This window comes from Micromonospora matsumotoense (genome assembly GCF_900091525.1).
Classification (GTDB): domain Bacteria; phylum Actinomycetota; class Actinomycetes; order Mycobacteriales; family Micromonosporaceae; genus Micromonospora; species Micromonospora matsumotoensis.
The window spans coordinates 51428-71476 of sequence record NZ_FMCU01000027.1 but is presented as its reverse complement, the minus strand read 5'-3'; the positions used below and the strand labels follow the sequence as shown (position 1 = coordinate 71476).

The window sequence follows — 20049 nt, the reverse complement described above, 5'->3', positions numbered from 1 at the left end:
ATCCATCCCGGCAACAAACAAATGTTGCCAAAGGAATCCCCACCAAACAAACCCGAAAGTCTGCCCAGTGCGGGGTATAAATCATAATTGGCACTGGCTTATCAAGCACCCTGTTGAGTTCTCAAAGAACAACCACACACCACCCGAAAGCCCCGACCAACAGGACCCCCGACCTGGGGTATCTCACTCACCGCGCCCAGCGCTTCCGCGCCAGGCACTTTTACTACGTTACTCGGTGATATCCGCCGTGTCAAACCACTCTGCAGCGATCCACACCACTTCCACCACATTTCCCACCCACCACAAAGCACCCCGACTCACGCCGGAATCCCTCGCGATTTCCGCCAGGCCGGCCGCTGCGGTCTCCCGCACGCTCGCCCGGTTCCCTGCCGGCCGCTCACCTTACTCGACCGTTCTCAGCCCACCAAATCGACCCAGGGTCGATCGGGAGGTCGTGCGGAGATCGGTGGTCGCGCTCCGGCCTTTGGGACATCCGCCCCAGTTCCGTCCGTTCCGCGCTGACAGAGAGAAAGTTACGCGCCCACCGAGTTGACCGTCAAATCCACCGCGGGCGTCCCCCGTCACAGCCGGCGACCTGCGATGAGGCCCCCGAAGCAGCCCGGGGAGGTGCGCGCCGGACACGGTCGCCCAGCGCGGTGAGCTGCGCAAAGGCCACTGAGGGGAGGCCAGGTGGGCCGAACGGCCAGAACCTGCCACCGCATTTGGAGCGCACGGATCTTATACGTAGCGTTACGGCGGTACCGCAGCACAGCGGCCTCCAACACCCTTCACCTGTGTAAAGGTTCCCGCGTGCCTGAGGCCGTCCTCACCATTGCCGTCACTCTGGGTGCAACTGTCCTGTTCCTGGTGGTCGTTGCCTTCGGGTACGGATTCCTGCGTCCGGACCGGGCGAAGGACCTGCGACGCCGCCCGCCGAGGTTCCCGCGCCGTGGCGCGGTCCAACCGACCGAGGTGGCCGTGCTGATCGCCTGCCGCAACGGCTCGGCGACGATCGGGAGCACCGTCCGATCGGCACGAGCCACCGGTTCCCCCGTGTACGTGGTCTCGGACGCCTCCACCGACAACACCGCTGCTACCGCGGCTGCCGCCGGCGCCCAGGTGCTGGAACTGGAGAGCAACGTCGGCAAGCCGGCCGCGCTGCACGCCCCGTACACCGCGTTCGGCCTCGGGACGGCGTACCGGGCGGTGGCGATTCTCGACGACGACGTCCTGGTGGAGCCGGACTTCGTCACCGCCGCGTTGGCCCACCTCGCCGGCGAGGTCGCCATCGTGGTCGGGCACAACGTCACCTGGTGGCCGGCGGAACACCGGTGGAACCCGTGGCTGGCCAAGCGGGCCTACAGCTACTGGAACTACCAAGCCGTCGTACGCCGCATCCAGAGCCACTTCAACGTGATGAACTGCATCTCCGGCTCGAACTCGGTCTACCGCACCGAGTTGCTGGACGTGGTGCTGCCCCAGCAACCGCCGTACATCGTCGACGACACCTACTGGGTGCTGGAGACCCTCGCCGTCAGCTCGGGAAGGTCGTCTACGCCCCCCGGGCCGTCGCGCAGTTGCAGGACCCGACCACCGGCCGTGACTGGTACCGGCAGAACCTGCGCTGGTTGTGGGGCACCTTCCAGGGCATCATCGGGCACCGGGTGGGCCGGCGGAACAGCCGGTTCGACCACGCCTACCTGCTGCTGATGCTGCACTGGGTGCTCTGTGTCGCCGGCGGGCCGGCCACCCTGTGGCTGCTGGCCACCGCCGGCCCCGGGATCGGCGTCGGCCTGCTGCTGATGCTCGCCGGGCAGGCGTTCTGGGTCGCACTCGCGGCCTGGCGGTTGGGCCGTCCCCGGCTGCTGCTCTTCCTGCCGACGATCATCCTGACCGATCTGCTGTACCGGGTGGTCCTGGTCCATGCGCTGGTCAAGGCGATCCGCCAGCCCACCGTGGACCGCTGCGTCTGGTCCTCGCCGGGGCGCATCGCGCATCCCGGCGCCAGCCCGGCCGTGCCGATCCGAGCCGATACGTGAGGAGGTGAAACATGTCCGCGAGTCAGGATCTGCCGGTCACCGGCGCTCCGACGGCCGCCGTCGGTCTGATCGGCGCGCTCGCCCTGGGGTTCGGTGCCCTACTGGTGACCGTCGCCCAGTGGGGCGCCAGGGCCCGTCGCCAGGACCGCTGAGCGCAGAGCGGTCGCCAGGGTCACTGAGGTCAGGACCCCTGAGGTGCAGAGCGGTCGTCAGGACCGCTGAGCGCAGTGCCGTCGCCGGGCCCGCTGAACGCAGGCCGGCGCGGGAGTCCGCGCCCGGGCGGGGGCGCGGTCGACCACCGCGCCCCCGCAGCCGGTCACCCTGCCCACGGCGGTACCGCCAAGCCCGCCGGAACGGTCGACGCCGCGGGAGGGGGTCAGCGACCGGACTGACGGGCGCACACCGCTGCGGCGGGGCAGCCGTCGGCAAGGCCCGGATCGATGCGTGGACCCTGTCGGGGCCCGGTCACCCGCCACACCGGTCGCCGGTAGTGTTTCGCCCCATCGTGGCCCGCGGATTCGCCCACGCGGACCTGGGATCGCCGAGGAGCACGGAGGTTGGCTATGTCCACCGGGGAGGAGTCGTACGCGTCGCGCGACGACGGGACGTCACGGCCGAGCTTCGAGCTCGCGCTACGCGGCTACGACAAGCGGCAGGTGGACCGGTACGTCGAACAGATGGACAGCGCCCTGTCGACATTGACCGCCGACCGGGCGCAGGCTGCCGGCCAGATCCAGGGGCTGACCACGCACATCCAGCGGTTGCAGGCGGAGCTGACCGAGCTGCGCCAACGCCCGGCGCAGGTGGACCGGGCGTCCTTCCGTGACCTCGGCCCGATGGTGGACCAGATCCTCGCACTGGCTGAGAAGCAGGCCGTGGTGATCACCGACTCCGCGGCCCAGCGCGCGAACCAGCTCCAGGGTGAGGCGGAGAAGACGCTGGCCGAGGCCCGGGACCGGACCGCGCAGGCGCTGCGGGACCTGGACGAGGAGTTGTCCGCCCGGCGCGACGAGCAGGCGAAGACGTACGAGGAGCGCCGGGCGGCGGCCGACGCCGAACTGGCCGAGATCCGGGAGCGGGCCGAGAAGCTACGGGCCGAGGGGGAAGCCACCCACGAGCGGGCCCAGCAGGAGGCGAAGCGGATCAGCGAGCAGACCGCGAAGCAGATCACCCAGACCCGGGCCGCCTCCGAGGCGTTGACCAAGGCCGCCCGTACCCAGATCCAGCAGGAGATCCAGGCGGCCCGGACCCAGAGCCAGCAGGAGCTGGCCCAGTGGCAGGCCACCGTGGAGCGGGAGGTCGGCGAGCGACGCGCCGCCGCCGAGCAGGAGTTGGCCGAGCAGCGGGCGGCTGCGGAGCAGGAGCTGACCAATCAGCACAGCGCCGCCGAGCAGCAGATCGCCGCGCTGATCGCCGAGGCGCAGCAGTACGCCACGGAGGTCCGCCAGCGGGCCGACGAGCAGGCCAGCGGCCACCAGGAGCAGTTGGCCACGGTGCAGCGGGAGATCGCGGAGCGGCAGAAGGCCCGCGCCGAGGTGCAGGGTGAGTTGGAGACCGCCCGCGCGCAGCTGGCCGAGATCCAGCAGGAGGGCGACACCACCGAGCAGGAACTGGTGCGTACCCGGAAGCGGTTGGAGGAGGTCCGGCGCGACCTGACCGCGGAGAGCCGACGGTTGGACGAGGCCCGGCAGGCTGCCGAGAGTGTGGAGCGGCACGCCAAGGACGTGCGCGCCCGGGTGCAGCGGGAGGCCAAGCGGGTCGCCGACCTGGCCGCCGCCGCCGTGATGGCGGCTGCCGCCGGGGGCGGGGAGACCGCCGAGTATCCGATGCTGCCGGCCCGGCAGGCCGCCGAGCCTCCGGCCGACGCGACCACCGCACCGCCGGCCGGCAAGGTGCCGACCAACGCCTGACGGGTGCCGGACGGCCCGGGGGCAAATCGCTGTGCTCCGGGCCGGTCGCCGTCGCCGGGTGTCACGCCACCGTCCGGGACGACGTCGACGACCTGCCCGGGTTGGTCCGCCGGGTCCAGGCGCACGGGTGGGACGTGGTCGAGATGGTCCTCGCCGATCGGGGCAGCTGGGACTGGGACCGCTACGCCGCGGCGCACTGGCTCACCGCCGCCCCGGTGGCCGGTCAGCCGGCGACGATCTCGTCCAGTACCTGCTGCTGGAAGGCGCGGGCCTCGGTGGCGGTCGGGGCCGGCCCGCCGCTGCGGGCGTGCACGCAGCGGCGCACCAGCTCCGGGTCCCGGCCGAGGGCGATCACCCGGCGACCGGCGGCGACCTTCGACAACCAGTCGCCGTCGTGGACCCGGACCAGGGCGCGGCAGGCGCCCAGGACCGCCTCCTCGGTGCCGGGGGCGGGGCCGTTGCCGGGCGGGGCGGGCCGGGCCAGCCACCACCGCAGCGCCGCCACCAACAGCTCCCGCAGCTCACCCGGGGCCAGGTCGGCGAAGATCTCGCCGGCGGGCGGCCCGACCAACGGGTGCCCCCGCTGGTACAGGATGCTGCGGTCCAGGCCGTACCAGAAATGGCCGTCGGCGGCGGGCCGCTCGGCCGGCGTGAGGGTGACCCGCGACGGCATCCGTGCCCCGGTGTTGAGTTCCACCTCGAAACCCGGCTCGGCGGTGCCCGAGCCGGCCACCGCCCGCGAGTAGGCCACCAGTTCCAGGCCGCGCGCCGGGCAGGGCAGCGCCTCGTGTCGCAGCCGGGCCACCAGTTCGTGCCGGGTCCGCCGGGGCAGCGGGTCCCGGCAGACCAGCGCCACGTCGACGTCGCTGCGGCCCGGCTGGTAGGCGTCCAGCGCCACCGAGCCGGCGGCGTAGACGCCGACCAGCTCCGGCCCGAGCACCTCCCGGGCGGTGGTGACCAGGTCGGCGAGGTAGCGGCGTACGGCGGGATCCATGGCGGTCATCCTGCCCGCCCGCCGGCGGGGCGTGGCGCGCCCGGCCGCGTCGGAGTCGGTCGTCGGACGCCTCTGGCGCGGATGCCGTCGGTGGGACAGACTTGAGGCCCGACACCGAGGACGGGGGCATGGATAGTTCCACACAGGACGATGCGGCGGCGGAATTCTTGCGGGAACTGACCCACTGGCGTCACCAGCGGGGAATGTCCAAAAAGGAGCTGGCCGAGCGCACCGGCTTCGACCCGTCGTACGTCAGTCACATCGAGAACGGGCGGCATCAGCCCACCGAGGAGTTCGCCCGCCGGGTCGAGCTGGTGCTGGACAGCGGCAACCGGATCTGGCAGCAGTACGTCGCCTTCGCCGACACCCGGGGTCAGGCGGGCCGCCGTTCCCCGCTCGGGCCGACCGCGGTCCCGCCGCCCACCGGTTCGCACCTGGTGATCGAGGACGAGCAGGCCACGCTCTCCCTGGTCGACGGGGTGTACGAGTGCCGGTTCCGGCGGGTGCTGCACAGCGTGGGCACCGAGCCGATCACCCGGCACACCGTGCAGATCGACATCGACCGGTTCCCCGACGACCCGGCCCGGTCCACCGCCTTCCACAGCCACCACCCGCTCACCATCGACGAGGTGGGTTTCCGGGCCACCATCGGCGCCGAGCAGGCGGAACCGATGCGGTGGCGGGTCAGTCGCAGCCGGGACGCCTTCCTGAAGATCGTGCTGTTGCTCGACGGTGGGGGCACCCCGATGCCGCTCTACCCGGGGCAGCGCACCGTCGTCGACTACGCGTACCGGGTGCCGGCGTGGAAGTTCGGCGACTGGTTGCAGCGCGACATCCGGTTGCCCACCCGCAACCTGGTGATCCGGCTCGACTTTCCGGCCGAGACCGGTCCCACGGTCTGGGGCAGCGAGACCTCGTTCACCTCGGAGACCACCGTCGAGGTGCACCCGGACCGCCGGGAACGGCAGGGGCGGGTCGCGTACGAGTGGGTGGTGTCCCGGCCCCGGCTGCGCGCCCAGTACCGGGTCGACTGGCGCTACGCCGACCCGCGCGCCGCGTTGGTCGACGCCCCGACGGACATCCGACCGTTGGCCTGCTGAGCGCCGTCGGCGGACCGGCCCGACGGCCGGGGTGACCCATCGGCGGCCAGTCCGGAAGTTCCGGCCGGACTGGCCGACAGGTGTCGTTTCCGACAGATCCGGCCCGTTGTTCGGGCTCGGCATAGCGGTGCGGCGGGCCCGACCGTTAGGCTCGAAGGCTGAGCGGGGCCGACGGAACCATCGTAGTCGTTCGATGCAACTGGCGAGCAATGGCTGGTAGTGGCACTGGAAGGCAGGCTGCAGTGACCCGAGATGGTGAGCCTGGGCCGCGATACGCCCACCGCGCGGACAACAAGCGGGTGGCGTACGAGGAGTCCGGTGCTCCCGACGGGTTCCCCGTCTTCCTGATGCACGGCACCCCCGGCAGCCGGCGGGGGCCGAAACCCCGGGGGATCGTGCTCTACCGGATGGGCATCCGGTTGATCGCCTACGACCGTCCCGGCTACGGCGACTCCGACCGGTTCGAGGGCCGGGACGTGGCCGACGCCGCGCGGGACGTGGAGACCATCGCCGACGAACTCCGACTCGACCGGTTCGCGGTGGCCGGACGGTCCGGGGGCGGACCGCACGCGCTGGCCTGCGCCGCCGACGAACGTCTGCGCGGTCGGGTGAGCCGGGTGGCGGTGCTGGTCAGCTTCGCACCGTCGGAGGCCATCGGGCTGGACTGGTTCGACGGCATGAACCGCGACAACCAGCGCGGCTTCGGCGACGGTCGGCACGACACCGAGATCGTGGTCGAGGAGATCCGGCAGCGGGCCGCCCGGGCGGCGGAGGACCCCCGGTTCCTGCTGCGGGAACTGATGACGCAGATGGGTCCACCGGACCGCCGGGCGATCAACGACGCGGCGCTGCGCGGGATCATCTTCGACACCTACCAGGAGGCGCTGCGGGCCGGCCCGTACGGCTGGATCGACGACGTGCTGGCGTTGCGCCGCGACTGGAAGTTCGACCTCGACGCCATCGACACCACGCGCACCCCGGTGCGGCTGTGGCACGGTGAGGACGACACCTTCGCCCCGGCCAGCCACGGCCGTTGGTTGGCGGCCCGGATCCCCGGGGCCGAGATCGAGGTGCAGCCCGGCGCGGCCCACTTCGACGCCATGCAGCAGCTCCCGCGCATGCTGCGCTGGCTCGGCGATGGGCAGGCCCCGACGGGCGCCGACGTGCTCATCGGCGCCCGGCCCGGTCAGTAGGGGTGCGGGTCGAGGACCCGACGCACGTACCGTCCGGCGCGCAGCACCACCACGCTCGGGTGCTCCTGCCCGATCCGGTCGGCGAGCCGGTCGGCCAGTCGCATCCGTCCGATGCTGACCGCTCCCCCGGTCGCCGCCTGTCGGGCGGTTTCCAGGTTGCCCAGGCTGCGCAGGGTGTCCGGGTGCTCGGTGCCCAACACCGCCGTCAACCGGTCCACCACCGCCTGCAACCGGGCGAGCCCCTCCTGGTCCTGGCCGCTGAGGATGGCGAAGACGGCGGCGTTGTTGTCCGCGCCCATGCTGAACGGGTGCTCGGGCCCGAGCACCTCCCGTAGCCCGTCCGCCGCGGACACCGTGAGCGCGTGCGCCTCGGCCTGGTCACCGATGTCCCACAGCGCCACCCCCCGGTTGAGCCGGCACACCAGGGTGTAGGGGTGCTGCGCCCCGAACACCTGGGCGAGCGTCTGCTGCACCTCGTCCAACTCCGCGCGGGCCTGCGCCCCCTGGCCTTCGAGCATCAGATTGGCCGTCCGGCTCAACCGGCTGAGCAGCGTGTCCGGGTTGGTCGCCCCCAGGGTGGACCGCAGCCGCGTGTAGGCGTCGTCGAGCAGCCGGCCCGCGTCGGCGATCCGACCGGTGCTGCGCAGCGACGTGGCGAGGTTGGTCTGGCTGATCAGCAGCTCGCGGAACTGCTCACCGAAGAGCCGGCGGTAACCCTCGATCACGTCCTCCAGCAACGCCACCGAGCCCTGGTAGTCGCCGGTCTCCCGCAGGTCGCGCGCGTAGTTGCCGGCCGAGAGCAGGGTACGCGGGTGATCGGGGCCGAGAACCACCCGCAACCGACGGTAGGTGGACTCGTCCGTGTCGAGGGCCCGCACGAACTCACCGGCCAGCCGGTAGGAGGCGGCCAGGTTGTTGGCCGCGTTGAGGGTACGGCGGTGGTCCTCGCCGAACACCTCCACCGACGCCCCGTGGGTGCGCAGATCGCGCTCCAACGCCGCCCGGTAGCGGCCCAGGGCCCGCAGGTCCGCCGCGTACCCCCCGGCGGTCATCAGCGTGTACGGGTGGCTCCCGCCGATCAGCTCCTCCTGCTGACGCAGGGTGTCCTCGTCGAGCGCCAGGGCCTGCGCGAACCGGCCGAGGCTGCGCAGCAGATTGGCCCGGTTGAACCGCAGGTTGAGCAGTTGGACGCGGAGCGCCCGGTGCGCGCCCGGGTCCGAGGAGAGACCGTCGAGCATCGTCGTCCAGGTCTCGTCCGCCTCCCGGGCGTACTGCGCGCCCTGCTCGAAGCCGCCGTTGAGGAAGATGTACCGGACCCGGTCGATGACCAACTGCCGGACGGTGTCGTCGTGACAGGACACCGCGTCCGACCCGTCCAGGTGCGGCCACAGGTGTCGGTAGCGGGCCTGGAAGCCCGGGTCGTCCACCTCACCGGAGGGGCGGGAACCCGCGAGGATCCGGTGCACGTCGTGCTTGACCTCGGCCAGCTCCCGCTCGGACATCCGGGACCGCAGCGCCGCCTGGAGCAGCCGGTGGATCTGGACCCGCTGGGCGTGCAGGTCCACCTTGATCAACGCGAGCCGGTTGATCCGCTGGACCAGCGCCGCGGCGATGTCCCGTTCCGACACCCGGTCGGTGACCTGCGCGGCGACCAACGGGTCGTGCGGGGCGATGACCTTCGCCACCTGATCGCCGTAGAGCAGCTCGAGGGCGATGTCGGGGGCCAGCACCGAGCCGAGCTGCAGCAGCCGGTAGGCGCCCGGGGACTGGTCACGCAGACCCTCCAGCGAGCGGCCCCACACGTCGCTGTCCGGGCCGGTGCGGGCCAGACCGGCCAGGTAGGTGGCGACCGAGTCGGGGCTCTCCGCCAGCCATGCGCCCGCCAGCGCCACCAGGATCGGCACGTCCTCCACCGCCTCGGCGACCTGCTGTGCCTCGGCGACCGTCATGCCCCGACGGCTGGTCCGACCGATCAGGTGGGTGATGCTCTCGCCCCGCTGGAAGGCGTCCACGTCGACCGCCCGGGCCAGGTCACCCCAGTCCGGGTTGCGGGTGGTCACCAGCACGTGCCCCTCGCCCTGGGGAAGGTAGTCCTTGACCTGTTCGTACTGGTCGACGTTGTCGAAGACGATCAGCCAGCGTCGCGGGGGTTCGTCGACGCCCCGACGGCCGACGTGGCTGAGCCAGTCCCGCACCGCCCGGATGTTGTCCGGCACGTTCTGCAGGTCCGGCAGGCCGAGCCGCCGGCCGAGGTCGGCGAAGCGGACGTCGATGAACTGCGCCGGGTCCGCATCCACCCACCAGACGACGTCGTACGCGCCGTGGAAACGATAGGCGTACTCGGTGGCCAGCTGGGTCTTGCCGATGCCCGCACCGCCCCGCAGCGCCACCGGGACCCGCTCCCGCGCCGCCGTCTTCAACTCCTCCCGCAACGCCAGCAGCAGCTGGTCCCGGCCGGTGAACCGGACGTTACGCGCCGGGGCGTAGAACACCAGCGGCTCGACGCCCGGGTACCGGGTGGCCGGCACCGGCCGGTCACGCCCGTCGGTGGGCCGGCCGACCAGCTCCCACACCTGCTCGGCGGCGGCTGCGGCACCCCGCTCGTAGACGCTGGCCCAACTGCCGGGTGGGGTGTCCACCGACGGGGTGGTGTCGTCCAGGTGCAGCGCGAGCGCGGGCGAACCCGCCTGCCGGACGGCCCCGCCGAGCGCCCGGCGGGCGGCCAGGTAGGACCGGGAGACCAGATGCAGCTCGCGGGAGGCCGCGCCGGCCGGCAGCGTCGCCGGGGCACCCAGCGGGGTGGCCAGCACCCGCAGGTCGACGGCGTGCAGGGCGGACTGCACCCACTCCGCCCAGGCCTGGTCCTCCGGCACGTACCGCAGCACGATCAGCTCGTCGACGATCACCGGTTTGCGTTCGAAACGCTGGATCGTCTGCCGCCGCAGCCCGTCGTCCATCCGGGGCAGCCCGACGACGGCGCCACCGGTGATGTGCCGGGTCAACGCCTCGTACGCCGACAGCAGGCCCCGGCTGCCCGGCACGTCGCCGAAGGTCGCCAAGGTCTCCTCGTACGCGTAGTACGCCCGGTAGGGCACCTCGACGGAGAGCCAGTAGTCCTGCCGTTCCAGCTCGGTCATGCCGCTGGGCAGCCCGACGAACCGCTGCATGGCCAGGGCCCGACCGGCGTCGGTCTTGGTCTTCTCCCCCTCGTCGACGCGCATCGGCACCGGCAGCACCCGGCGGGCCCGCCGACCCTCGTAGCCGCGGACCCGGGCGGCGACCGTGGCGGCGCCGTCGATGCCCTGGTCGCTGAGGGTGAAGCAGTCGACCAGCATGTCCGGCAGGTGGATGGTGCAGATCTCCGCGACGTCGCTGATGCCGGTACGGCTGTCGATCAGGGCGTAGTCGTAGTGCCGCTTCATGTCCGCGCGCAGCGCGTCGAAGAACTGCGCCCCGCCGAGGCGGTTGTAGAAGTTCTCCCAGTTCAGCCCGGTGACGCTGGTAGCGTAGTCGGGGTTGTGCCGGCCGGCGAGCAGCAGGTCCAGGGTGCCGCCGCCGGGGAAGTCCCAGCCCACCGAGAAGGCGTACTTGTGGACCCGGGCGTACTGGCGGTGCCAGTCGCCGGGGCGGGTGTCACGGCCGGCCTGCCGACGGCGGGCGTTCTCCCACTCGTACTCCAGGATCAGGTCCATCACCCCGCCGGTGGAGGCGACCTGCTCGGGGTCGAGGAACGGCGCGAAGAACCGGTGCAGACCGGGGGATTCCAGGTCCCAGTCGGCGACGAGCACCCGATGGCCGTTCGCGGCGAGGATCCAGGCGGTGTTGGCCAACGCCATGGTGCGACCGGTACCACCCTTGTACGAGTAGAAGGTGACGACCTGGCCGTCGCGGGGTGGAGTCATCGTTCTGCCTTCCCTCGCCGTGCGTCGAACGGTCCGGCCGATCCCAGGCTCGGCTTCGGATCGTGCGGGCCCTCCGGCGGATCGACCGGACCGTGCCGGAGGAACTGCTTACGCGCCTCGGTGACCAGCAGCGGGGCGCAGCGCTCGAATTCGTCGATGGTGCGCACCGGCAGCACCCGGGGAAACCGGGCGTCCTGCAAGGTACCGGCGATCTCCTCGGGTGTCGGCTCGCCACGCGCGTGGTCGGCGGCGATGACGAGCGGGACCACCCACTGCGGCAACCCGTCGAGCGCGACACGGGCGGCCGCCACCCCGACGCCGGCGTCCACCAGCACCACCGCGGGGCTGCTGGTGGCCCGGTCCCGGGCCTCGGCCAGCTCGACCACCCGGGTGGGCAGCCCCAGCCGCTCGGCCGTCGCGGTCACGTAGTCGGCGACCGCCAACTGGTGCTGGTCGCCGTAGGGCCGCCAGGGCGCCCGCTCGGCGGTGAGGGTGGTGACCACCAGCGCGGTGCCCGGCCCGTCGGGTATCGGACGGCTGGTCAGCGCCGCCGCCCGGGACCGGGCGAGCGGTTCGGTCTCGGTCACCGTGACGATCCGGTCGGCCAGGGCCGCGAGCAGGCTGAGGTACTGCGTGCGGTAGGCGCTCAGCTTGCACAACGCCCGTAGCCCGTTGTCGGCGTAGTCGGCGCGGTCGTCGGGGTCGCGCACCAGTTCCAGCGCCTGGACGGTCTCGGGGCGGTCCTCCCAGGACGGCAGCGGCATCCAGAGCACCGGCAGCACGTGGCGTTCGGCCCGGCCCACCGCCAGCCGGGCCAGCCGGCTGCGGAAGGACTCCCGTTCGCCGAGCGCCCAGGCGTTGCGGAAGTAGTTCGGTGAGTAGAGCGGCACGAAGACGTGCGCGAGGCTCAAGGCGTCGGTCAGCGTCCGTCTCAGGTCGGCACCGAGGTTGACCTGGCCGTCGAAGAATCCCACCTCGATCTCCGCCGTCCGGCGGGGATGATCCCGGACCGCCCTGGCGAGGTCGTGGAAGAACTGGCCGACCCAGTAGTCGGTGTCCGGCCGGGCCGCGTCGGACAGCGGGACGGAGTGCGCGTAGCTGAGGAAGAAGTAGGTCTCCTGACCGACGACTCCCGCCGGTGAGGGGGTGTCAGACCAGGTCATGCCCGTCCTCCTCGAACCGGTCGCGCAGCTGCCGCAGGTCGGACGGCACGGCCGCCTCGACCCAGTGCGTGCGGTACGCCCGGGCGATCCGCTGGGCCAGTCGCCAGACCACCGCGTCGTAGGCGTCCTTGCCGTTGCGACCCAGGCTGAGCAGGCCGTAGATGCCCTCGTCGTGGTACTGCGGCGCGATGTCCGAGGGTAACCGGGTGGGGGCGAACATCTGCCGCCGCGACACGACGTCGGGCACCTGCCGACGATCCACCACCGACCAGTTGACCGGGATCACCGAGGTCTCCCCCGCCGACGGTTCGGCGTCCGGGCGGGGTACCGCCCGCCGCCGGGTGAAGGCGTCCCACTCCCGGGCGCACCACTGGCTGCGCAGGTACTGCGGTGAGATCAGCGGAATGAAGACCTGGCAGTGGCCGGCGGCGAAGGCGAGATCGTCGGTCCACAACTGCCCTCCGTCGAGCATCCGGTCCATGAAGCCCGCCGTCCGTCCCGGGCCCAGGCCGAGCAGCTCGACGACGTGGTCGGAGAGGTCGACGAAGAGCTGGAAGACCTTCTGGTTGGTGTCCCGCGGGGGTGCCGCCACCCGGTTGCGGGTGCGGGCATAGCTGAGGAAGAACACGGGGGCGCTCTCGTCCTCCCAGAACTGTTCCTCCGCCACCCACCACTCCCGCCCGGCGTCGCCGCTCCCGGCCGACCACAGTATCGACAGCGACCAACCCCGCGCTGTCTTCTTTACGCCAGTCGGTGCTCATCCATCCATCCCCGGGCGACGTCGACGGCGTGCCGCAGCCGGACACAGTGGCTCTCGGCGGACCCCACCGGACCGGAGCGGACCGACCCGTGCGCCACCACGGCCGCGCCGATCAGCGGGAAGTCGCTGTCGTCCAGGTGCGGGGCATGGAAGTCGCGGCGCACCCGCCCGCCCGCGGACGTAGCACCGGTACGCCCGTCGCGGGGCGGGCCGGCGGCAACGGTACTCGGCGAGGTGGAACGCGGTGCACACCGACCAGTCGACGCCGAGCAGCAGCACCAGGGCATCGGCGGCGTACAGCGCGCCCAGGGGGGACCGGTCGCCGAGGTGGCAGTCCAGGTCGTGCCGCACGGTCAGGGTGGTGGCGGTCGGGCCGAGGGCGGCGAACGAGGTCTGCGGGTGGGCGCTGCGTCGGGCGTCGGCCTGCCGGCGGACGTGTTCGGCGAACGCCCCCCTCCCCTGTGCCGGGCTGCGCGCCGGGTCGAACGGCTCGATGGCCGCCTCGACGGCGGCGGCCCGGGCCGGGGTCAGCCCCACCGTGGCGGCCCGGAACGCCGGTGAGGTCACCGAGTTGCCGGCGGTCTGCGTCGGCACGACCACGGTGCCGTCGTCGCCGAGGGCGTCGCGCAACGCCGCGAGGAGGGTGGCCGGGACGCCCGGGACGGGCCGGACCCGGGACAGCGCGCAGTGCACCAGCACGGTCGCGCCGGCCGGCAGTCCGAGCGCCCGCAGGTCGGCGGCGAGGGCGGACGGCCCGCTCACCGCCAGTCGTCCAGGGTGGCGCGCATCCGCCGGACGAAGCGCTCGCCGTCGGCGGTGAGGCTGCCCAGGTCGAGCAGCGCGTCGACCGCCCCGTCGGTCCAGTCCCGGTAGCGCCGGAAGTGCGCGGCCGCCTCGACGCCACCTCGGTGCCGCCACACGTCGGCGACGCCGAGGTGGGCGTAGACGCCGTGCAGCGCGCCCTCCACCGGGCGGGGATCGTCGCGCCAGGGCACCCGCAGCCGCCGGGCGTCGGCGGGATCGAACAGCTCGCAGACGTCGAGGACCGCGTCGAGCTTGAGGTGCTGCACCTCGTGGACGAGCAGCACCGCCAGCGCGGCGTCGTCGGCGACCGGGGTGACGGCGACCGCGCCGAACGCGGACCGGGCGGCGGCGCTGCGGGACCGGCCGGACGGGTCGGGTCGCAGCGGCACCACGGCACGCAGCAGGGCGTGGACGCCGGCCGCGTAGCCGACGGCCTCGGCGTCGAGGCGGTGCACCGCCCGCTGCACCTGGGCCGTCCACCGGTCGGCGACCGCCGGGGTGAGCCGGGCCGCCACCGGCAGGTCGAAGCAGTCGCGGTACGGGTCGGTGTCCTCCAGCAGGACGGCCCCGTCGCCGGTGCGGGCCGCCCGGGTGGGCTGCCACCGGTCGGGGTTGGGCCCCAGGACCGGTCGGACCCGGACCCGACGCCGGCCGGCCCGCAGCTCGACCGCTCCACCGGAGACGACGACGGGCACGGTGTCGACGCCGGCGTCGACGATGATCGTGCCGAGCGTCGGCAGGTGCACCGCGCCGGACCGCACCGGCAGCACGAGGTCGGCGTCGACGCCGGCACGTACCGCGGCGGCGACGGCGACGGCGGCGAGGTGCGGCAGCTCACCGGTCTCCCCGGCCCGGCACCGCTGCGCCCACCGCCGGACGAAGGGGTGACTCAGCACGGTGTGCACGGCGTCCGGCGCGGACACGTCCAGGTCCACCAGGAGGCGCCAACCGGCTGCCGCGACCGGGTCGGCGGTGGCGGCGGGGCTGAGTGCGACCGTCAGGGCGCGGGCGATGCCGAGGTGGACGGCGGCGAGTTGACCCACCGACTCCGCACTCCCCCGGCCGGAGCCGAGGTCGTCCAGGACTGCGGGCGGCAGCGAGTCGGCCGAGGCGGCCGGCACCGGGCCGGCGGGCGCTGCCGTCGCGCGGACCAACGCGGCCAGGTCGGCGCAGTAGGCCGACGGGTTGTCGAAGCCGCTGCCCGAGCGGTAGCGGTGGGCGAAGAGCCCACCGCCACACCGACGCACCAACGGGCAGGACCGGCAGGTCGCGCAGAGGCCGGCCAGACCGGACTGCCGGACCGCGATGCCGGGATGGGCCGCCGCCTCGTCGACGGGGTGGCGGAACACGTCCAGGCCGGTGGCGGCGGCCCCGTGGAAGGCGGACTTGAGCGAGTCGACCTGCTCGAAGGTGCCGTCGGTCTCCACCACGACCAGGTCGGCCGGGGCGAGCCCGACCGCCTCGGTGCCGGTGCTGCCGCCGGCAGCGGTGGCCAGCAGGGACTCCAGCAGCCGGATCGGCACCGGCCGCCCGTCGGCCAGCCAACGCCGGTGGATCGTCAACAGCCAGTCCGCGTACGGGGTGGCGGCCCCGTCGGGGCGGGCGGGCGGCCGGTCCCAGTTGGCGTGCGGCAGCAGGAAGTCGATCCGGGGCGGTTCCTCGGCGAGCAGCGCCTGGTAGACCCGGATCGGGTCGTTGGCCAGGTCGACGGTGCACAGCAGTCCGGCGTAGGCGCTGCGGTATTCGGGTCGACGCAGCAGGGCCAGCGCGCGCCGCACCTGGTCGTGGCTGCTCGCGCCGCTGGCGTACCGACGGTGCCGGTCGTTGGCCGACCGGTCGCCGTCGAGCGAGATGCCCACCCTGATGTCGTGGGCGACGAGGACGTCGGCGATCTCGGGGCTGAGCAGCACGCCGTTGGACTGCATCCGCAGGTCGAGTCGGGCGACCGGCGCGACGGCCCGACGCAGGGTGTCGGCGGTGGCGGCGAGCCGGGCCGCGCCGGCGAGCAGCGGTTCGCCGCCGTGCAGGACCACCCGGACGGTGTCGAGCCGGTGGGTGGCGGCGTGCTCGGCGATCCGCCGCGCGGTGGCCTCGACCGTGTCGGGCGTCATCAACCGGGGCTGACGACGCCACGACTGGTCGGGGTGTTCATAGACGTAGCAGTGGTCACAGGACAGATCGCACCGGCTGGTCAGCTTGAGGACGTACTGACTGAGCGGGGCGACCGGGGGCACGGGGGGCGTCGACCAGGTCAGACTGTCGAGCCGAAGGACGCGACCTCGACCCGGGTCGGGTGTGTCGCCCGACGGTCGTCGATGCGGGCCACGGCGTCGGCCCGGTCGACCGGGATCTGACCGAGTGGCGTGCGCCGCACGTCGCTCATCGGTGCCGGGAACGGATCGGACAGGCGTTGGGTGCGGTCCACGTCGGGCCCCATTCTGTGTCGGGAGTGGACGGGCGTCCGTGCACGTCGACGGGCAACCACGGATATCGATGATGCTAACCGCCACAGCGCGTCATGTCACTGCTGCGCAGCGCCATCTTCCTCGATCATCTTGGCCATCCAGGCCGCGTTGGACTGGGCGATGATCCGTTCGGCCTCGGCCACGAGCGCGTCGTCGTCGGCCCAGCCCAGCCCGGCCGCCCGGGTCATCCGCAACCGGGTCAGCTGATCGGCCGTCCGGGCGTACTCCAGGTGCTGCTGCTCGTAACGCTGGACCGCGCCGTAACCGACCAACGCGGTGGTGACCACTGCGACCACCCCCACCCAGGCGGTCAGGCCCCACCCGTCGCCGAGCACCCCGGCGGCGGCGGAGAGCAGGGCGGCCAGGACGGTCAGCGCGGTCGCGGCCCGGCCGATCCGGGTGGCGGCCCGGCCGGCCCGCCGCGCGGCCGGCAGGTAGTAGCCGTCGACCTGCCGCTGCACCCGCTCGACGAGGTAGCTCGGCACGTCGGACACGGGCGGCAGCGGACGGTCCACCGACGCCACGTCGAGGGTGGGCCCGACCAGGTCGCCGCCGTCGGCCAGGAGCAGGTCGTAGCGACGCAGCAGGACGGCGTCGGCATCGGCGTCGGCGTACGGGGTGACGCGGGCGAGGTAGCGGTGCAGTTCCGCCTTCAACGCCTCGGAGATCGCGCGGAACCGGGTCCAGGCGGCCACCGCGTCCCGGGACGCCGCGCGGCCGGCCACCGGCACCAGCAGGAGCGACGCGGCGGCGACGAGCGCCAGCAGTCGGCCGGCGGTGGGCGCGGGCTCGGCCAGTCGGGCCGAGGCGGTGCTGACGACGGCGGCGGTGGCGGTGAACGCGGCGACCAGCCGTCGCCCCCGGGTGATCCGTCGCTTCGCCCGATGGGCGGCCTGCGACCAGGCGCCCTGTCCCCGCCAGACCTGGGCGGCGGTGAGGGTTCCGTCGATGTCCGGCACAGCCGCATGGTAGGCGATCGGCGCCATCCGACTCGTGCCCGCCAGGCCGAGCACGACGGACATGACGACGTTGTCGTACTGCTGGTCGACCGGGTGTATGCGCATCGGCCGCGCGTTCCGGCGAAAACGATCAACTGGGACGGCCGACCGGAAAGGGTCCGGCAGGGATCACCTGTTCAGAGCGGGGTGTGCGAGCGTCGTTCATCGATGGGAAACAGAGGTTTCGGCATCTCTGACGGATGGTTGCCCGGGTCAACCCATTGATATGGGTGCCTGCCCGTGTGATCGTGCCCCCAGCAGTCGCCAACCCCCGGCGACGCGACGGACAGTCACCCCCACCGGGCCCGCCGGCAGCCCGGAGACCGCCCGTCGCCGCCATGCCTCAGCGCAGCACCGGCGCGCGACCCCACCGGGCCTCACCGCGCCGCCCGAGAACAGGAGCACCCCCCTTGAAACTCTCACCCCGCCTCGTCGCGCTCTCCGGCGCAGTCGCGGCCGGCCTGATCGCCGCGGGCACCACCGCAGCGGTACAGGCCGCGCCGGCACACCCCGTCCCGAACCCGGCCCAGGCCCGCGCCGCCGCCGTCGGCGCGGCCAGCTCGCTGGTCGCCAGCCGACCCGGCTACCTGCACGCCAGCGCCGACGACGCGTTCGTGCAGCGCCCGGTCATCTCCTCCGAGGGCATCCAGTACGTACCGTACGAACGCACCTACAAGGGCCTGGCCGTCGTCGGCGGCGACTTCGTCCTGGCGACCACGTCGACCGGCGAGGTCACCTACGCCTCCGTCGCCCAGCAGCAGAGCATCGGCGAGCTGTCCACCACCCCGAAGCTCACCGCCACCACGGCCGAGCGGACCGCCCGCGCCCAACTGCGGAAGGTCACCGGCGTCGAAGGCACCACGCTGGTCGTGCACACCCTCGGCGCCCGGCCCGCGCTGGCCTGGGAGACCACCGTCACCGGCACCGGCAGCGACGGTCCCAGCCGACTGACCGTCGACGTGGACGCCGCCACCGGCGCGGTGCTGGGCACCCAGGAGCACGTCGTCCGGGGCACCGGCACCGGGGCGTGGAACGGCCCGGTCACCCTGAACACCACCCAGTCGGGCAGCACCTACTCGCTCAAGGACCCGACCGTCACCAACCAGAGCTGCCAGGACGCCGCGAACAACACCACGTTCTCCGGCCCGGACGACGTCTGGGGCAACGGCACCGGCACCAGCAAGGAGACCGGCTGCGTCGACGCGCTGTTCTCGGCGCAGACCGAGCACAAGATGCTGTCGCAGTGGCTGGGCCGCAACGGCGCGAACGGCAGCGGCGGCGCGTGGCCGATCCGGGTCGGCCTCAACGACCAGAACGCCTACTACGACGGCAGTCAGGTGCAGATCGGCAAGAACACCGCCGGGCAGTGGATCGGCTCGCTCGACGTGGTGGCGCACGAGATCGGCCACGGCATCGACGACACCACCCCCGGCGGCATCTCCCGGGGCAACACGCAGGAGTTCGTGGCCGACACCTTCGGCGCGGCCACCGAGTGGTTCGCCAACGAGCCGGCCAGCTACGACGCGCCGGACTTCCTGGTCGGCGAGAAGATCAACCTGGTCGGCAGCGGCCCGATCCGCAACATGTACAATCCGTCCGCGCTCGGCGACGCCAACTGCTACTCCAGCAGCATCCCGAGCCAGGAGGTGCACGCGGCAGCCGGCCCCGGCAACCACTGGTTCTACCTGCTGGCCATGGGCAGCAACCCGACCAACGGCCAACCGACCAGCCCGACCTGCAACAGCAGCACGGTGACCGGCCTGGGCATCCAGAAGGCCATCAAGATCATGTACAACGCGATGCTGCTCAAGACGACCAGCTCGTCGTACCTGAAGTACCGCACCTGGACGTTGCAGGCCGCCAAGACCCTCTACCCGGGCAGCTGCACCGAGTTCAATACGGTCAAGGCCGCCTGGGACGCGGTGAGCCTGCCCGCGCAGTCCGCCGACCCGACCTGCACCACCGGCACCCCGACCCCCACCCCGACCGCCACCTCGACCCCGACGCCGACCCCGACCTCGGGCGGCTGCTCGGGGCAGAAGCTGACCAACCCCGGCTTCGAGTCCGGCGCCACCGGCTGGACCGCCTCCTCGGGCGTCATCACCAGCTCGGCCAGCCAGGCCGCGCACGGTGGCTCGTACAAGGCGTGGCTGGACGGGTACGGCTCGACCCACACCGACACCGTCACCCAGTCGGTGAGCATCCCCGCCGGCTGCCGGGCCACCCTCTCCTTCTGGCTGCACATCGACACGGCCGAGTCGGGCAGCACGGCGTACGACAAGCTGACCGTCAAGGCCGGCAGCACCACCCTGGCGACGTACTCCAACGTCAACGCGGCGAGCGGGTACGTGCAGCGCAGCTTCGACGTCTCCGCACTGGCCGGCACCACCGCCACCATCTCGTTCAGCGGAGTCGAGGACAGCAGCCTGCAGACGTCCTTCGTGGTGGACGACACCGCGCTCACCCTGAGCTGACCCACCCCTGCCGGCAGCGGCCGGCCGTCGCACCCGCGACGGCCGGCCGTCGGCGTGTCGGCCCCGCCCGGGAGCCCGCGACGTGCCTGCCCGATCGCGGCGACACCTGCGACGGCCCACGATCCGGCCCGGTGATCTCCGATCGCTTCGTTCGCGCGACCTCGCCCGGCCCGGTGCGGCGAGCCGCACATGCAACCAAAGAACGGTAACGACCCTGGCTTCCGCGAGCGACACACCCGCCTTCCGC

13 protein-coding genes and 2 pseudogenes are annotated in these 20049 nt (G+C 72.6%); 7 read left to right on the top strand and 8 right to left on the bottom strand.

Annotated features, from left to right (window positions below; all coding sequences use genetic code 11):
• The first annotated feature begins 810 nt into the window (after positions 1-810).
• From GA0070216_RS31125 to GA0070216_RS31120, 4 genes and pseudogenes are all read left to right on the top strand, one after another.
• Positions 811-1710 carry a glycosyltransferase gene (locus tag GA0070216_RS31125; protein WP_245722851.1) on the top strand — a complete coding sequence of 300 codons (900 nt, stop codon included), beginning with the start codon at positions 811-813 and terminating at the stop codon, positions 1708-1710.
• On the top strand, positions 1665-2039 hold the full coding sequence (locus GA0070216_RS35905) for a hypothetical protein (protein ID WP_245722850.1): 375 nt from the start codon (positions 1665-1667) through the stop codon (positions 2037-2039). The genes GA0070216_RS31125 and GA0070216_RS35905 overlap by 46 nt, the downstream gene beginning before the upstream one ends.
• 11 nt (positions 2040-2050) lie before the next feature.
• A complete protein-coding gene (locus GA0070216_RS34870; RefSeq protein WP_176739227.1) occupies positions 2051-2191 on the top strand; it encodes a hypothetical protein in 141 nt (46 codons plus the stop codon).
• 411 nt (positions 2192-2602) lie between these two features.
• Positions 2603-4051: pseudogene (locus GA0070216_RS31120) on the top strand (DivIVA domain-containing protein); the annotation flags it as partial.
• A gap of 121 nt (positions 4052-4172) precedes the next feature.
• Here GA0070216_RS31120 and GA0070216_RS31115 read toward each other — a convergent pair.
• On the bottom strand, positions 4173-4943 hold the full coding sequence (locus tag GA0070216_RS31115; protein WP_091253589.1) for a nucleotidyltransferase family protein: 771 nt from the start codon (positions 4941-4943) through the stop codon (positions 4173-4175).
• A gap of 128 nt (positions 4944-5071) precedes the next feature.
• Between GA0070216_RS31115 and GA0070216_RS31110 the strand changes: the two genes are divergently transcribed.
• Both GA0070216_RS31110 and GA0070216_RS31105 read left to right on the top strand, forming a co-directional pair.
• Positions 5072-6043 (top strand): helix-turn-helix domain-containing protein, encoded by a 972-nt coding sequence (locus tag GA0070216_RS31110; protein ID WP_091253587.1) that lies wholly within the window; start codon positions 5072-5074, stop codon positions 6041-6043.
• Positions 6044-6285: 242 nt separating this feature from the next.
• A complete protein-coding gene (locus tag GA0070216_RS31105) occupies positions 6286-7236 on the top strand; it encodes an alpha/beta fold hydrolase (protein WP_091253585.1) in 951 nt (316 codons plus the stop codon).
• On the opposite strand, the gene fxsT is transcribed toward GA0070216_RS31105, so the two are convergent.
• From fxsT to GA0070216_RS31070, 7 genes and pseudogenes are all read right to left on the bottom strand, one after another.
• Positions 7230-11138: an FxSxx-COOH system tetratricopeptide repeat protein gene (gene fxsT / locus GA0070216_RS31100; RefSeq protein ID WP_091253582.1), complete on the bottom strand. Its 3909-nt coding sequence runs from the start codon at positions 11136-11138 to the stop codon at positions 7230-7232. The two genes, GA0070216_RS31105 and fxsT, sit on opposite strands and share 7 nt — an antisense overlap.
• On the bottom strand, positions 11135-12301 hold the full coding sequence (locus GA0070216_RS31095) for a TIR-like protein FxsC (protein ID WP_091253579.1): 1167 nt from the start codon (positions 12299-12301) through the stop codon (positions 11135-11137). Before GA0070216_RS31095 ends, fxsT begins: the two co-directional genes overlap by 4 nt.
• On the bottom strand, positions 12288-12968 hold the full coding sequence (locus GA0070216_RS31090) for a TIR-like protein FxsC (RefSeq protein WP_091253576.1): 681 nt from the start codon (positions 12966-12968) through the stop codon (positions 12288-12290). Before GA0070216_RS31090 ends, GA0070216_RS31095 begins: the two co-directional genes overlap by 14 nt.
• Before the next feature lie 74 nt (positions 12969-13042).
• Positions 13043-13754, bottom strand: a pseudogene (locus tag GA0070216_RS36745) (AAC(3) family N-acetyltransferase).
• A 65-nt stretch (positions 13755-13819) separates the two neighbouring features.
• The gene (locus tag GA0070216_RS31080) at positions 13820-16099 is read right to left on the bottom strand and encodes an FxsB family cyclophane-forming radical SAM/SPASM peptide maturase (protein WP_091253573.1); all 2280 of its coding nucleotides are present in this window, start codon (positions 16097-16099) and stop codon (positions 13820-13822) included.
• Positions 16100-16116: 17 nt separating this feature from the next.
• A complete protein-coding gene (locus GA0070216_RS34865) occupies positions 16117-16290 on the bottom strand; it encodes a hypothetical protein (RefSeq protein WP_176739226.1) in 174 nt (57 codons plus the stop codon).
• A gap of 96 nt (positions 16291-16386) precedes the next feature.
• Complete coding sequence (locus GA0070216_RS31070) at positions 16387-17394, bottom strand: DUF4231 domain-containing protein (RefSeq protein WP_245722849.1); 1008 nt, start codon at positions 17392-17394, stop codon at positions 16387-16389.
• Positions 17395-17738: 344 nt separating this feature from the next.
• Between GA0070216_RS31070 and GA0070216_RS31065 the strand changes: the two genes are divergently transcribed.
• On the top strand, positions 17739-19802 hold the full coding sequence (locus GA0070216_RS31065) for a M4 family metallopeptidase (protein ID WP_091253566.1): 2064 nt from the start codon (positions 17739-17741) through the stop codon (positions 19800-19802).
• Positions 19803-20049: the final 247 nt, after the last annotated feature.